Annotated in this window: 12 protein-coding genes; 5 read left to right on the forward strand and 7 right to left on the reverse strand. The window is 58.9% G+C overall.

From position 1 onward, the window contains the following. Window positions 1-58 precede the first annotated feature (58 nt). From ACP2AU_RS12590 to ACP2AU_RS12610, 5 genes are all read right to left on the reverse strand, one after another. A complete protein-coding gene (locus tag ACP2AU_RS12590) occupies window positions 59-1,753 on the reverse strand; it encodes a methyl-accepting chemotaxis protein (protein ID WP_426376556.1) in 1,695 nt (564 codons plus the stop codon). Window positions 1,754-1,903: 150 nt separating this feature from the next. Next, entirely contained in the window at window positions 1,904-3,256 is a 1,353-nt protein-coding gene (locus ACP2AU_RS12595; RefSeq protein WP_426376557.1) for a sigma-54-dependent transcriptional regulator, read from the reverse strand. Continuing rightward, window positions 3,253-5,067 carry a sensor histidine kinase gene (locus ACP2AU_RS12600; protein WP_426376609.1) on the reverse strand — a complete coding sequence of 605 codons (1,815 nt, stop codon included), beginning with the start codon at window positions 5,065-5,067 and terminating at the stop codon, window positions 3,253-3,255. Before ACP2AU_RS12600 ends, ACP2AU_RS12595 begins: the two co-directional genes overlap by 4 nt. 104 nt (window positions 5,068-5,171) lie before the next feature. Continuing rightward, window positions 5,172-7,367 carry a TRAP transporter permease gene (locus ACP2AU_RS12605; RefSeq protein ID WP_426376558.1) on the reverse strand — a complete coding sequence of 732 codons (2,196 nt, stop codon included), beginning with the start codon at window positions 7,365-7,367 and terminating at the stop codon, window positions 5,172-5,174. Between the two features lie 84 nt (window positions 7,368-7,451). Further along, entirely contained in the window at window positions 7,452-8,432 is a 981-nt protein-coding gene (locus ACP2AU_RS12610; RefSeq protein ID WP_426376559.1) for a TAXI family TRAP transporter solute-binding subunit, read from the reverse strand. 449 nt (window positions 8,433-8,881) lie between these two features. Here ACP2AU_RS12610 and betI point away from each other — a divergent pair, with 449 nt between their 5' ends. From betI to ACP2AU_RS12635, 5 genes are all read left to right on the forward strand, one after another. Continuing rightward, entirely contained in the window at window positions 8,882-9,499 is a 618-nt protein-coding gene (gene betI / locus ACP2AU_RS12615) for a transcriptional regulator BetI (RefSeq protein WP_426376560.1), read from the forward strand. A 47-nt stretch (window positions 9,500-9,546) separates the two neighbouring features. Continuing rightward, on the forward strand, window positions 9,547-10,476 hold the full coding sequence (locus ACP2AU_RS12620; RefSeq protein WP_426376561.1) for a choline ABC transporter substrate-binding protein: 930 nt from the start codon (window positions 9,547-9,549) through the stop codon (window positions 10,474-10,476). A gap of 99 nt (window positions 10,477-10,575) precedes the next feature. After that, a complete protein-coding gene (gene choW, locus ACP2AU_RS12625; protein ID WP_426376562.1) occupies window positions 10,576-11,424 on the forward strand; it encodes a choline ABC transporter permease subunit in 849 nt (282 codons plus the stop codon). Beyond that, window positions 11,421-12,602: a choline ABC transporter ATP-binding protein gene (gene choV, locus ACP2AU_RS12630; RefSeq protein WP_426376563.1), complete on the forward strand. Its 1,182-nt coding sequence runs from the start codon at window positions 11,421-11,423 to the stop codon at window positions 12,600-12,602. The genes choW and choV overlap by 4 nt, the downstream gene beginning before the upstream one ends. A gap of 56 nt (window positions 12,603-12,658) precedes the next feature. Then, on the forward strand, window positions 12,659-14,290 hold the full coding sequence (locus ACP2AU_RS12635) for an alkaline phosphatase (RefSeq protein ID WP_426376564.1): 1,632 nt from the start codon (window positions 12,659-12,661) through the stop codon (window positions 14,288-14,290). Window positions 14,291-14,347: 57 nt separating this feature from the next. Here the strand turns inward: ACP2AU_RS12635 and ACP2AU_RS12640 are convergent, their stop codons facing one another. Together ACP2AU_RS12640 and ACP2AU_RS12645 are read right to left on the reverse strand one after the other, a co-directional pair. Beyond that, entirely contained in the window at window positions 14,348-14,773 is a 426-nt protein-coding gene (locus ACP2AU_RS12640) for a secondary thiamine-phosphate synthase enzyme YjbQ (protein WP_426376565.1), read from the reverse strand. 19 nt (window positions 14,774-14,792) lie between these two features. Continuing rightward, complete coding sequence (locus ACP2AU_RS12645) at window positions 14,793-15,860, reverse strand: succinylglutamate desuccinylase/aspartoacylase family protein (RefSeq protein WP_426376566.1); 1,068 nt, start codon at window positions 15,858-15,860, stop codon at window positions 14,793-14,795. Window positions 15,861-15,865: the final 5 nt, after the last annotated feature.

Here is a 15,865-nt window from a genome sequence, read left to right on the forward strand (position 1 = left end):
AAGGCGCAGATCACTGTCGTGACTGCGCCTTTTCATTCAACCCTGTGTGCAACCCTGCTCAGACCCGGTAGCCGCTGACCTCGTCAGTCAAATCACCGGCCAGCGCCCTGAGGCGCTGAGTAGCCTCACCCGCACGGCGCGTGCCCTGTGCGGTTTGCTCGGAGATGGCCACAATTTCGTGCACGTTCTGGTTAATGGTTTCCGACACGCTGGTCTGCTCTTCTGCGGCACTGGCAATCTGCGTGTTCATATCGGTAATCGTATTCACTGCCTGGGATATACGCTGCAGCGCCTCGTTTACCTGCCGGGTTTCCTCCACTGTTTCCTCGCTGCGCTGGCTGATGGCACCAATCAGCGTCACCGCCTGCTGGGCACCCTTCTGCAGCCGCTCGATGGTCTCCTGAATTTCCTGAGTGCTCTTCTGGGTGCGGCTGGCCAGCGTCCGGACTTCATCCGCCACCACCGCAAACCCCCGGCCGGCTTCACCGGCGCGGGCGGCCTCGATGGCCGCATTCAGTGCCAGCAGGTTGGTCTGGTCGGCAATATCCCGGATGACTTCCAGCACATTGTCAATCTGGCGGGAATCGGCACCCAGCTTCTCGATCACGCGGACCCCTTCTTCAACCTGCTCCGACAAGCCGCCGATTACCGTGATCGCCTGATGCACAAGCCCCTGGGCATCGGTTACCTGAGCCGTTGCATGACCTGCCGAGTCTGAGGCCTCACTGGCGTTGCCGGCCACTTCCTGAGCCGCGGCCGTCATCTCGTTCATCGCCGTGGCCACCTGGTCACTCTCCGATTTCTGGCGCTCAACGCCCTGCTCGGCTTCCACCATGACCTCGTTCAGCTCGCCGGTGGTGTCATTCAATGTCTCGGCCGAGTGGCGAACCTGCCGGACCAGCCCATGCACCTGATCTGCAAAGCTGTTGAACGCCGTAGCCAGCTGCGACAGTTCGTCCCGCCCCGCAACCTCCAGGCGGCGGGTAAGGTCTCCGTCACCGCTGGCAATGCCATTCATGGCGGTGACCGCAGACTTGAGCGGCCGGATGATGCCACGCACGACCACCAAAGCCAGAAAGACAATAATCGCCAGGGCAATCAGCGACGTGGTCACCGAGCCGACAATGGCCTCACCCAAGGAATCTCCCACCCGCTGCTCCATCGACGCTACCTGGGCCTCCAGCCCGTCAACCCAGAATCCGGTTCCAAGCATGATGCCCCACTTGGGCAGCATTTCGGCGTAACCGAGCTTGGGCGCCACATCACCGGTTTCAGGATGTTTCCAGCCGTAAGGCACGTAACCGCCACCATTACGCGCAGCCTGCAGCAGTTCGCGAATCAGATAGTTGCCATTCGGGTCCTGGAAGCCCCAGAGGTTACGCCCCTCGAGCGCGGGATTGACACCATGCATCACGGCCACACCTTCGGTGTCGTAGGCAAACAGGTACCCCTCACTGCCGGAGTCGTCAAACCGCAACTGGCGCAAAATTTCCCAGGCCTGCTCCCGGATCGCCGGATCGTTGGCCGAGCCCGGTTGGTCGTACAGGTGCTGGATCGACGTTTTGGCCAACTCGAGGTAATTGCGCAATTCGTGACGCTTGCTGGCCTCCATGTCCTCGGAGAAGGTGGCCACCGCCCGATCGCCAATCGAGCCGGCCTGGTTCAGATTATAGGTAGTCAGCAGCGCAGTCAGAACGATAACCGGCACCAGGGCCAGTAACAGAACCCGTGCCTGAATAGTGAGATTTTTCATGGGGCGTGTCTTCCAATGTAGGAATGGCTGTCTTGGACATCTGATAAAAAGATTAGCAAGCCTACAGAAAAAGACACGGCGGATTCAGTGAGGATTCCCCGTAGTTTGTAATACCGGCGCAACCACAGTGTAATTTTTTGTGAGGTTCCGTCAGTCTTTGAACTGAGCCTTGTCCAGCCCGTGTTTTTTCATCTTGTCGTACAGGGTTTTGCGGGCAATGCCGAGCTGAACCATAGTGTCTTTGATGCTGCCGTGGCAGACATTCAAAGCGCTGACCACCGCCGATCGCTCGAAGCCATCCATCATTTCCGACAGCGTCTGCCGACCGGTAATGTTGGGCCCGCTTGCCGAGTCGCCCTCTTCCAGTGCTCCGGCCCCGAGCAGCACGTAGCGTTCTGCCAGATTGCGCAACTCGCGCACATTGCCCGGCCATGAATGCTGCATCAGCCGCGCCGCCTGGCTGGCGTCCAGAGGCACGCTTTCCCGGTCGTAACGGGCGGCCGCAATCAGCGCGAAATGATGGAACAGCTTGGGAATATCGTCCTTGCGCTCCCGCAAAGGTGGAATGTCTACCTTGACCACATTCAACCGGTAATACAGATCGGACCGAAACTCGCCCCTGTCGCTCAATTCCCTGAGATCGGCTTTAGTCGCGGCAATGATCCGGACATCCACGTCCACCACCTGGTTGCTGCCCAGACGCTCGACTTTTTGCTCTTCCAGAACCCGCAACAGTTTGATCTGCAGCGGCATGGGCATACTCTCAAGCTCATCCAGAAACAGAGTGCCACGATGCGCGTGTTCAATTTTACCGATTCGACGCTTGTCCGCCCCGGTAAACGCGCCTGCTTCGTGCCCGAACAACTCGCTTTCAATCAGATGTTCCGGCACCGCGCCGCAATTGATGGCGACAAAATTGTGAGTGCTGCGCGGGCTGTTTTCATGAATGTAACGAGCCAGGGCATCCTTACCCGAGCCGGTTTCGCCATGCAGCAACACGTTGGCCGAAATATCCAGCACCGGATCAATCGTCGCCATCACCCGCTGCATGGCGGGGGAATCTCCCAGCATTCGGGGGCCGGGGCGTGCCAGGTGCCGTAACTGCGCTTTCAGCCGACGGTTTTCCAAAGCCAGGTGGCGCTTTTCCAGAGCGTGGCGCAGCAGTTCAATCAATTCGTCGTGATCAAAGGGCTTCTCGATAAAATCGTAGGCCCCCTGCTGCATCGCCGATACCGCAGTGCTGATATCCCCCTGCCCGGTCAGCAGAATAACCGGTATGTCCCGATCCATGGCCTGAAGGCGTTGCAACACTTCCAGGCCATCCATGTCCGGCATGTTGTAATCGCAGAGCACGATACCCTGAAAATCCGGATCCAGCGTTTTCAGTGCAGAGGCCCCGTCAGCAAAGCAGGCCACCGGGATATTCTCCAGCGCCAGTGTCTGCTCCATCAGCGGCCGGATATCGGGATCATCGTCTACAAAAACGACTGAAGCTGCTGTCATTCCTCTGCCCTTCGCTGTTTCAACGTCAACACAAATTCCGCCCCCGGCCCGTCATCACGGTTGTGGCCAACCAGGCTGCCGCCAAGCGCCTCAACGATCTGGCGCGAAATGGACAGCCCCAACCCCAGCCCCTGCTTGACCGAGCGGGTGGTAAAAAACGGCTCGAATACCTGCTCGGAGTTGCCGGGAAGACCGTGGCCATTATCCAGTACCCGGCAACACCAATCACTGCCATCTGCGGTAATCAGTATGTCGATAACCGGCTGAGGGCGCCCCTCCAGAGCCTGAATGGCGTTCGCCATCAGGTTCACCATCACCTGCTCAATCCGTATCAGGTCACCGTGACACATCACTGGCTGCTCCGGTCGATGCCAGCGGATGTCAATGCCCAGGCTGCCATGCTGAGCACGCATGATTTTGAGCGCGGCATCCACGGCCAGTCTCAAATCAACCACCGATGGTGGCCCTTCGGATTTGCGGGCGAACACCTTGAATTGCCGGATCAACTCCGCCATTTTGTCGCACAGGGCGACAATCTCCGCCAGGTTGGCGTCGACCATGTCGGGTGCGCCCCGCTCCAGAAATTTGCGGCTGTTGCGGGCGTACCCCTGAATGGCGGTCAACGGCTGGTTGATTTCATGATTCAGCCCGGCCGACATCTGGCCAAGCACCGCCAGCTTGGCGGCCTGAATCAACTCCTGCTGGGTTTCACGCAGCTCGGTCTGGGCCCGCTCGCGCTCCTGGATTTCACCCAACAGCTGATTATTGGAGCGCTCCAGGTCGGCCGTGCGCTGTGCCACCCGTCGCTCCAGCTGATCGCCCCGTAATGCCAGTTCACGCTCACGCCGATAACGTTCGCGAAGGTAGAGCCAGGTCAGGAAACCGGCCAGAAAGAACGCCAGCCCCCCGGCCAGAAAGCCGAAACGTGTCCAGATCACGGAACCGGTCCCGGTCAGCACCATCAGGCTCCAGTCCAGCCGCGGCAGGGCAACCTGCACCGTCAGATAGGTTTGTTCACGGCCCTGGTCTCTTAACCGGATGCGCGCCGACTCCTCCGCCAGCCCCCAGGGCCTGGCAGTGTGCGAAAAATCCACAGACCTTAACGTCCGCTCCGGATAACGCCGGCGGACCTCTGGGGTCTTTTCCGCGTCGTTATCGGGCTGAAAATCCCGGTACAGCCACTGGCTGCGACTGGACAAAAAACTGATGCCATCGCCATCCAGCACCACCATGTCGGCCTGCTGGGCAGACTCCGGCCTGTGCCACTGGGACTCCAGCTCGTGTACCAGCACTTTGATCGCCACCACTCCCAGCATCTTGCCGCGCTGATCGCGAACCGGGTGGGTGAAGTAGAGCCCGCGTTCAAGGGATCGCAAACCCAGCGCAAAATAGGCAACCGATTGCCCGGTTCGAACGGCCTCAGAGAAATACGGGCGAAAGGCGTAATTATTGCCCACAAAGGTATCCGGCTGACCAAAGTTGTTGGCGGCGATGGTCAGCCCGGACAAATCCATGAGGTAAATATCCGACCCGCCGACAATGGTAGCCATCCGCTCCATTTGCCGGTTGGCGCGAAGCAGCGTTACGGCATCGTCGGTTTTTTTCAGGGCATCGGCCAGCAGGGGATGTTCGGCAATCAGTGCCGGCACCGGCAGGTAACGGTTCAGCTCATTGGCCACCAGTTGCCGGTACCGGAAGGCCTCCTGAAGGGATTCCCGCTCAAGCTCACGGTAGCCGTACCAGCCACCGAGCGACCAGGACAACAGCAAAGTAACAACCAGAGTGGCAACGACGCTGAACCGCTGGAGCATGGAATAGGTTCCATCAGACTGGGATAGGAGATCGGCCAAGCCTAGCGCCCCCGGCCCAACGGGACAACCCGCAAGTGCAGACTGCCCCGCCGGGAAAGGTCGAATCAGGCTGCGGCAACCGCCGGCGCGCGTTTACGCTGAACGAGCATCGCCACCACGGCCAGGCCAATACCGGCAAGATCGGTCCAGACACCGCCCTCAATGGTGAGCAAGGCAGCCGCCACCAACAAGAGGCGCACCAGTGCAGGCGCCGGGGAACGGGCGAACCAGCCCAGCACGCCAGCCGACAGCAGATACACCCCGAAGCAGGCCGTCACCAGCGCGCGGGCAATCTCGAACCAGCCGCCTTCCATCAACAGCGCACCGTTGTAGAAGAACATGAAGGGCACGATAAACGCGGCAATGCCAATCCGGAACGATGCCACCGACGTCGACATGGCATTGGCACCGGAAATACCGGCGGCCGCATAGGACGCCAGCGCAACCGGCGGCGTAATGGCCGACACCACGGCGAAATAGAACACGAAGAAATGTGCCGTCAGCGGCTCAATACCCAACTGCACCAGCCCCGGAGCAACCACAGACGCCGCCACTGCATAGGCGGCAGTGGTGGGCATACCCATACCCAGCAGGATGGAAATGAACATCGCAAACACCAGCGCCAGCAGGTTGCTGTGCGCCGCCACGTCCAGCAACAGCACCGAAAAGCGCGCGCCAACACCGGTCAGGGAAATCACGCCGACAATCACCCCTGCCGCCGCACACACCACGATGATCTGGATGGACATATAAGCCGCAATCTCGAAGGCATGGAGAATCTGGCGCAGGCCCATCTTGTTGGGTGAGATCCAGCTCACCACGGCGGCCGAAATCGTGGCCAGGGTACCGGCCCGAATCACCGAATAGCCCTGGAACAGCGCCACAATCAGAATAATGATCGGTACAAACAGATACACCTGGCGCAGCATCAGCCGCAGGTTCGGCAGTTCGTCCTCGCGCATACCCCGCATACCCAGCTTCTTGGCTTCAAAATCCACCATGAAGAAGACCGATGCGAAATAGAGAATCGCCGGAATGATCGCGGCAATGGCAATATCGGTGTAGGGAATGCCGGTAATTTCAGCCATGATGAAAGCACCAGCCCCCATGATCGGCGGCATAATCTGCCCACCGGTGGATGCTGCTGCCTCAACGGCACCTGCCGATTCCTTGCTGTAACCCACCCGCTTCATCAGCGGAATGGTCAGAGACCCGGTAGACACCACATTGCCGGCACTGGTGCCGTTGATCATGCCCATCAGGCCGGAGGCAAAAATAGATACCTTGGCAGGCCCCCCGCGGGAACGCCCCGCCGCCGCAAAGGCAAAGTTTACGAAGTAGTCGCCCACCTTCGACGCCTGCAGGAAAGCGGCGAAGATGATGAACAGGATAATGTAGGTTGAAGACACCGCTGTGGTGGGCCCCAGAATACCGGCATCGGTATAAACCTGGCTGAAGAAACGCTGAACCGACAGGCCCGGGTACCCCAGGAAGCCCGGCAGATAGGGGCCGGCAAAGACATAAGTCAGGAAAACCAGGGCAATGATGACCAGTGCCATACCCGCTACCCGGCGGGTCATCTCCATAATCAGCGCCGTACCGGCAACTGCCGCGAAAGAAATGCCAACGGGGGCAAACGCCGTGCCCGTCGCCATGCGCATGGAGGTGTTAAACACCACCAACAGATAGGCCGCGACCGCCACCGAGCAGAGAATAAGCACCAGATCCGGAACACTGAAGCGGGCGCGATTCCGCTGATGGAACCAGCTCATGACAATCCCGACACCGGATGCCGCCAGCAGTGGCCAGCCAAAATGCCAGGTTTCCAGCTCGGTGGGAATCCGCAGGGTACCGCCCTGGATCATCTGATAAAAAGCATAGGTCTGGTACAGCGCGTACACGGCGGGAACCAGCGCCGCTGCGGCAAACCAGGTCGTCCAGCGGTGTCTTGCGGCGCCCTCCTCGGAGGACACAAACCGCGCGCCGGCAAACAGCAAAAAGCCCAACACCAGGGCACCGGCCACGTGCACGATCCTGAACGACCAGGTTTCCATCGGCGCAACGTTCAGGGTGTACAGGTGAAACACCGAGTAAGCAATGGCCAGCGACACAACAAACTTGAGCAAGGCACCGGTATAAAGGCGGCGGTTCGCCTCCACCGGCTCCGCGTCGACATCGTGAGCCAGCACGTGGTCTTCATTAACGGTCAGGTTTTCAGCCAGCTGGGTTTCTCCGCCGGCATGGGGGTGTTCTTGAGTCATGGTGCATCCTGCCTGTCAGAGAGGCGGTGAATCGGTAGCAACGGAATGCCGGGGGGCCGCCAGGCGCCCCCTCGGCCAGCGGCATTACTGCTTGATAGCCGCATCTTCGATGGAGTAGCCGTTCTCGTTGAACCAACGGGCAGCACCCGGATGCCAGGGCAGCACGGTGTTCTTGGTGTAGTTCTCAGGCACAGAATGGCGCGCCGCCTTGTGGATAGACACCATTTTTTCGTTGTTTTCCATGGTCAGCTTGGTGATTTCGTAGACAAAGCTCTCCGGCATATCGCAGTTCACCATGGCAAAGTTCCACATGGACACCACTCGTGATGGCGCCTCCAGCGACTGGTAGGTGCTGGCCGGGATGACAAACTCGGACACGGGGAAGTTATCAACGATCTTTCTGGCTTCCTCATCGTTCATGCCGATGACGTTTACATCCGTCTGAACCTCCAGCTGGCTGACCGCCGGAATCGGGATACCGGCCGCGAAGGCCACCACATCAATCAGGCCATCCTGGAGCTGGCCACCCAGATCCGACCAGCTGCCGTTGCGGCGTTCAAAATCCACGCCCAGCGTTTCCATCATGCGCGGGAAATAGGTGTCTGACGTGGAGCCCGCGGGGCCGAAGCCAATGGCGGCGCCGTCCGGAATGTCGGAAATGCTGGTGATACCAGAGCTGGACAGGGTGGTGATGGAAAACGGCGTCTCATACATCGGGAACATGGCGCATACGTTGTCCATCTTCATGCCCGGCGCGAGCGGGCTCTGGCCATCACGGGATTCCCGGGCCGGCCCCATGGTGGTCAAACCAAACTTGAGATCGCCGGTGTGCACCAGAGCCATATTCTGCACCGGACCACCGGTAATCTCTGCACCACCAGACACCCCCAGGTTCTCTGCCACAAAATTTGCCCAGCCAGAGCCATAGGCAAAGTAAGTGCCCCCCTGGCTTGCGGTACCCACAGTAAAGCTTTCCGGCCAACCGGCACGATCCTGCGCAGCCACCGGCGCGGCCAGGGTAAGTGTTGAAACGAAAGCGGCGGTCATAACGGCTTGGGTCTTCATAGAGAATGCTCCCTGATTGTTTGATTATTGGGTGCTGAATAGCTCGGCCCTGTTGGGCGCCCGGAGTTCGTATAGGCAAATACCGAGCCAGAAAAATTTTCCTTACAAAAACATGACGTTAAAAAATAAAACCCGGAATAAGAAAGCCCTGATGGGTGGATTTCCACCCTTTGCTTACCCTGGATGTGTGAACTTTCACCCACCCCGAACCAACCACTCTGGTGACAGCGCCAATCATGCCCACAGGAGCGCTCGCCTCACACTTAATTCGCGCTCTAAAGGGTTTTTCTCAAACAAAATACGCAAACCTCGCGAATTTCGGGGCCTTAAAGAATTACAGCGATTTTTTCGAAGATTTGATCTTTAGTAGTCAAACCATTAACCTTTCCCAGCATTGAATAGTCGTTCAACAAATTGAATATGTATTCAACGCTTGCATAGGAATGTTCATGGCACGTCCAGGAGTGGAATCGATCCGGCGTCAACAACTCATCGACGCCACCATGGAAGTTATCGAAGCGCACGGCTTCCAGGGCGCTACCATCGGCCGGATCGCCGAGGTCTCGGAACTATCGGTGGGCATTATCAGCCATTATTTCGGCAACAAGCAGGGCCTGCTGGAAGCCTGTATGCGGCACCTGCTGGCTTCCCTGCAGCGAGATGCGGCCAAGCTTATGTCTGAACGCTCCAAAGCGCCCCGAGAGCAGCTGATGGCCATTGTTGATGCCAACTTCTCCGGCGCCCAGACCAGCGCCCAGTCGGCCAAAACCTGGCTGGCTTTCTGGACCCAGGCCATGCACAACCCGGACCTGATGCGCCTCCAGAGAGTGAATGAGCGCCGCCTGCTGTCTAATTTAATTGTGCCGTTGCGTCAGCTCATGCCCACGGAACAGGCTCGGGCAACGGCCCAAACCATTGCCGCACTGATCGACGGCTTCTGGTTGAGGGCGGCCCTGAGCGAAGGCCGAATCGAACTCGATCGCGCGGTCGCCCTGTGCAAAACCTACGTTGACCAGGCTATCGCCGCGAACGCCGGCCATACCGAATCAAGCCGGACATCTCTCTGACCGGTAACGCAAACGCTGTGACCGAAAACAACGAAAGGAGATCTACCATGAAAAAACTGATGCTGGCCTGTGCTGGCCTTGCGCTCTCCGGAGCCGCCATCGCCGCCCCCAACACCGAATGCAAAACCGTACGCTTCGCCGATGTTGGCTGGACGGACATTACCGCCACCACAGCTCTGGCCTCTGAGGTTCTGGAAGGCATGGGGTACAACCCCACCGCCAACGTGCTTTCTGTGCCGGTCACCTACCGGTCGCTGAAAAACAAAGACATCGACGTCTTCCTCGGTAACTGGATGCCCACAATGGAAGGCGACGTTCGCCCCTATCTGGAAAGTGGCGACGTTGAGACCGTGATTACCAACCTCGAAGGCGCCAAATACACACTCGCCGTTCCTCAATATGTCTACGATGCCGGCGTTACAAGCTTTGCCGACATTGCCACGCACGCCGATGAATTCAACGACCGCATTTACGGAATCGAGCCGGGCAACGACGGCAATCGCCTGATCCAGGACATGATTGACCAGGACGCCTTTGGCCTGGGCGACTTCCGCGTTGTTGAGTCCAGCGAGGCGGGTATGCTGTCGCAGGTCAGCCGGGCAACACGCCGCCAGCAGTGGGTGGTCTTCCTGGCCTGGGAACCGCATCCGATGAACGCCAACCACGACCTGGCCTACCTCGACGGTGGCGATGACTTCTTCGGCCCGAACTACGGTGGCGCCACGGTGCACACCAACGTGCGCAAAAACTACCTTGAAGAGTGCCCGAACGTTGGCAAGCTGCTGACGAACATGACCTTCTCCCTGACCATGGAAAACGAAGTCATGGGCGCCATCCTGAACGATGGCGAGGCCCCCCGGGACGCCGCACACGCCTGGCTGGCCAGCAATCCGGACGTGCTCGACGCCTGGCTTGAAGGTGTAACCACCCTCGACGGTAACGAAGCCCTGCCCGCTGTAAAAGCATCCCTGAAGTAATCCGTGCGGCCCGGGGGCAACCCCGGGCCCGGATATGCATTACCTGAATCATTCATTCCCCGTGCGGGCACCTGCCTGTACCTGAAAAGACAGAAAACCATGAACTGGATAACTGAGCATCAACTGCCCTTCGGCGACTTCATGGAAGCCGTTGTTGATTTTCTGGTGATCAATTTCAGCGGCTTTTTTGACGCCGTCTCCGAAACCCTGAGAAGCATGATCCACGGCCTCACCGACGGGCTCCTCTGGGTGCCACCGGCGGTTCTGATCACCGTGTTCGCAATAGCCGCCCATGTTCGCCACCGCCGCTGGGGGCTCACCCTGTTTACCGCCGCCAGCTTTCTTCTGATCTGGAATATCGGCTATTGGGAAGACACCATGGCCACCCTGTCGCTGGTGCTCTACGCCACCCTGCTGTGCGTGCTTATCGGTATTCCACTCGGCATTTACGCGGCCCACAGCAGCTGGCTGTACAAATTCCTGCAACCGGTCCTGGACCTGATGCAAACGATTCCACCGTTCGTTTACCTGATCCCGACCCTGACCCTGTTCGGCTTGGGTGTGGTACCGGGCGTAATTTCCACGGTTATTTTTGCCATTGCCGCCCCCGTACGGCTGACCTACCTGGGCATTTCCCAGGTACCGACGGAACTGGTAGAAGCCGGCAAAGCCTTTGGCTGCACCAACCGGCAACTGCTGTTCAGAGTAGAGCTGCCCGCCGCCATGAGCTCCATCGGTGCCGGTATCACCCAGTGCATCATGTTGTCTTTGTCTATGGTGGTCATCGCCGCTCTGGTTGGCGCTGATGGTCTGGGCGTCCCGGTTGTGCGGGCTCTGAACACGGTCGATATTGGCAAGGGCTTTGAAGCCGGCCTGGCCATTGTCCTGCTCGCCATCTGGATGGACCGTTTCTTCCGTCAGAAAAACACCTCGGAGGCTGCAGCATGATCGAATTTGAAAATGTAAACGTGGTATTCGGCAAGCAGCCCCAGCGCGCCCTGCCTATGATTGAGCAAGGCATGGACCGGGCAGACATCCGGACCGAAACCGGCTTGGTGGTGGGTGTCCAGAATGCCAACCTGAGCGTAAAGAAAGGCGAAATCTGCGTATTGATGGGATTGTCCGGGTCGGGCAAATCCAGCCTTTTACGCTGCATTAACGGCCTGAACGAAGTCACCAGTGGTGCCATTCGCATTCAACATGACGGCCAGATGGTCGACTTCACCCAGGCCGACGAAAAGACCCGGCGCGACATTCGCACCCGGCGTATTTCCATGGTCTTCCAGAACTTTGCCCTGATGCCCTGGCTGACCGTGGAAGATAACGTGGCCTTTGGGTTGGAACTGCAAGGCATGAGCAAAGCGGAGCGGCGCAGCAAGGTTGCCAAACAGCTGGAGCTGGTAGGCCTGTCGGGGTGGGCCAAGTGTCGCCCTGACGAACTCTCCGGCGGGATGCGACAGCGGGTGGGGCTCGCCCGGGCATTGGCGACAGAATCGGAAATCCTCCTGATGGACGAACCCTTCTCCGCCCTTGACCCGCTGATCCGCCAGCAACTGCAGGATGAACTGCTGACCCTGCAGGAAGAACTGCAGAAAACCATCGTGTTCGTGAGCCATGATCTGGACGAAGCACTCAAGCTGGGCTCCCACATCGCCATCATGAAGGATGGCCAGATTGTTCAGCACGGCAAGCCGGAATCCATTGTTCTGGAACCGGCCAACGATTACGTCAAGAGCTTCGTGGCCAGCACCAACCCGCTGAACGTGCTCGCTGCGCGCTCTCTGGCACTGCCCATCGAAAGCATTCAGGAAGATACCCGGGGCAATCGGTGCCTGAACAAGCGCTACGACACCTGGCTGCACACCCCGGATAACGCCGAGAAAGCCGTAATCACCAGTGGCGGCCAAACCTTTCAGACCCAACCCTGGGAACAAGACCAGGCCATCGACAGCCTGGCCAAACAGCCTACCCGTATTGCCCCGGACACCCCTCTGCGGGATGCCGTGGAGATCCGATACTTCACCGGCCACAGCCTGCTGGTGGAAGAAAACGGCCAGATCACCGGCGCCATTGGCGACCGGGAGCTTTACCACGCCATGCTTGGTAAGCATCTGGACGATAGCTAGGGCGAGCCTTGTCGCCCTTCCATAACCATAAAAGCACTCACGTGAAAAGGATATCTATGAACATCCGCAACATTACGGCCGGAGCGGGGCTGCTTGCCTCGTCTCTGCTGCTGGCCGCCTGCGCACCTTTGCAATTCGGTTCCCAGAGCTCAGAGCCGGAGGCCGATCAAGCCAAAAATGTCATCATGATTATCGGCGATGGCATGGGCCCGCAGCAGATAGGCCTTCTGCTTGCTTACGCCAAACAGGCCCCCAACTCCGTCATCACCGACGGCATCACCGCGTTTGACCGCATCGCCGACAACGGCCGCATTGGCGTCTCTATGACCCACGCCAACGACAACCTGATTGTCGATTCCGCTGCCTCCGCCACCCAACTGGCGACCGGCCAGCTGGCCGGTGCGGAAATGATTGGTGCCAACGCCGACGGCTACACCGCCGAAAGCATCCTTGAACGGGCCAAGCGCCTGGGCAAATCCACCGGCCTGGTATCGGATACCCGGATTACCCACGCCACCCCGGCCGGCTTTGCCGCCCACCAGAGCCACCGCAGCCTGGAAAATGAAATTGCCGAAGACCTGCTGAATAACGATGTGGATGTCATGCTCTCCGGCGGCCTGCGCTACTGGATTCCGCAATCGGCCAACGATGCCCAGTCAGAAGCCCGCCAACAACTGGAAGCCCTGACGGAAGGCTCCGTGCGCATCAAGTCCAAGCGCAAAGACGACCGCAATCTGATTGCCGAAGCCCTGCAGAAAGACTACGACCTGGCCTTCAATCTTGAACAGATGAACCAGGCGGACGACAAGATTCTTGGCCTGTTTGCCTACTCCGCACTGCCCAACGGCATCGTGGAAAGCCAGACCAAAAACGACCCGGAGCGCACCATCCCAACGCTCAAGGAAATGTCGGAGAAGGCCATCAGCACGCTGGCCAAGAACGACAAGGGCTTCTTCCTGATGATCGAAGCCGGGCAAATCGACTGGGCTGGCCACTACAACGACACCGGCACCATGCTGCACGAAATGCTGCGCATGAACGAAACCCTGAACTACGTTCTGGACTGGGCCGCAAGCCGCGACGATACCATGGTGGTAGTAACCGCTGACCACGAAACCGGCGGCTTTGGCTTCAGCTACTCCGCCAACAACCTGCCCCACGCCATGGACCTGCCGGGCGACGTATTTGAAGACCACCAGTTCAAACCGGCCTTCAACTTCGGCGATGTAGCAACCCTCGACAAACTGTACGAGCAGAAAGCCTCTTATGGCGACATCTTCTACAGCCAGTTCGACGCCCTGAGCGAAGACGAACAGACTCCGGCCAACCTGGCTCGCATCGTGAACGCGGAAACCAGCTTCGAAATCACCGAAGCCCAGGCAGCCCGAGTTCTGGCCACCGAGGACAACCCCTATTACGCGGAAGGTCACTCCTACCTGAGCTCGAAGACGGTTCCGAAAATGGATGTGAACGGCGCATTCTTCGTGTATCAGACCGACGACAACCGCCAGAACCTTCTGGCACGGGAAGTGGCTGAACAGCAGAACGTGGTCTGGTCTACCGGTACCCACACCAACACCCCGGTACTGGTGTTCACCCAGGGCCCGGCTGAAGCAATCGAACCCTTTGGCTCGATTCTGCACCACACGGACATTGGTCAGCACGCCATGGAGGCATTGGCGGACTGATTCCGGAGTTACCCAACGCCGCCGCCCCGGGCGGCGTTTTCTTTTTTTACCCGCCCTTTACCACCGCCCCTGCAACGTCGCCACCACACGCCGGCTGCCTGCACGGTTCCGGTGTTCACACAGATACAGCCCCTGCCAGGTGCCCAATGCCAACCGCCCATGGGTAATGGGCACGCTCAGCGACGGCCCGATCATCACGTTCTTGATATGGCTGGTGGTGTCGTCCGGCCCCTCCAGGGTGTGCTCGTAGTAATCGGCATCTTCCGGCACCATCACGTTGAAATGGCGCTCCAGGTCGCCACGCACATCCGGGTCTGCGTTCTCGTTGATGGCCAGAGAGGCAGAGGTATGCTGAATAAACAGGTTCAGCAATCCCACTTCACAGTTGGTCAGTTCCGGCGCCTGCGCCAGAATTTCATCGGTAACCAGATGAAAGCCCCTCGGCCTGGGGGCCAGTTCAATAAGGTTCTGATGCCAGATCATGGTTTTCTCCAACGGCCGGTTATTTCTGAAATTCATCCCAGGGATGCACCGGGACAACCGCTTCCTCAGACACTTCGCTTTCGTAGGTGCTTCGGAAATAATTCATCGCTTTCTCGGCTTCGCCCAGTTCATCAAATCGCGCAACGTGATAGATGGCTTCGCCTTCATTCACCAGCGGCAGGTTGTTTACGCAGATGACGATGCCGGAGCAGGGCGAGGTAATGGCCACTTCGGTTTCACCAAAGGGGTCGGCCACCATGGCCAGCCGCTGGCCTTTACGCACTTTCTGCCCCAGGCGGGCCACCGGGCGCATGATGCCATCGATATCAGCCCGCACCCAGAGGGAATTGGCAGCGGTTTCCGAGCGTTTTCTGGGCGCTTTCGGGCCCTTTTGCGCCGGCATCATTTCCAGTGCCCGTATCACTCGCATCACGCCCTTCACTCCACTGGAGATGACCACCTCGTCGAAACGCAGTGCTTCACCGCCTTCGAAGGTGATCACCGGAATATCCTGAGAATCGGCATAAGCCCGAAGGCTGCCTTCCCGCAGCCCGGCATTGATGATGATGGGGGCACCAAATGCTTCCGCCATGCGAGCGGTTTCCGGGTTTTTCAGCTCGGCGCGAATCTGTGGCAGGTTGAAGCGGTGAATGGCGCCGGTGTGCAAATCGATAATATGGGTCACGCTCTCCATAATCTGGGTGCGTAGCAGATAGGCAATGCGCCCGCCCAACGAGCCACTTTCCGAGCCCGGGAAGCACCGGTTCAAATCCCTGCGGTCTGGCAGGTAGCGGGTGCGCTGGACAAACCCAAAGATGTTGACGATCGGCACCGCCACCAGCGTGCCCCGCAAATGCCGTAAGGCCGAGTTTTTCAACACCCGGCGGATAATCTCAACGCCGTTGATTTCATCACCGTGGATGGCACCGCACACCATCAGCACCGGGCCATCCCGCCGGCCGTGCACCACCTCGACCGGGATGTGCAACGGCGTATGGGTATAAAGCTTGGCGACCGGCACTTCCACGGTCTCCCGGGTTCCGGCTTTCACCTGAACGCCGGCGATTTCAAAGGGTGCTCTGGCCATGGGTG

The sequence above is a fragment of the Marinobacter sp. VGCF2001 genome (genome assembly GCF_049943275.1).
Taxonomy (GTDB): Bacteria; Pseudomonadota; Gammaproteobacteria; order Pseudomonadales; family Oleiphilaceae; genus Marinobacter.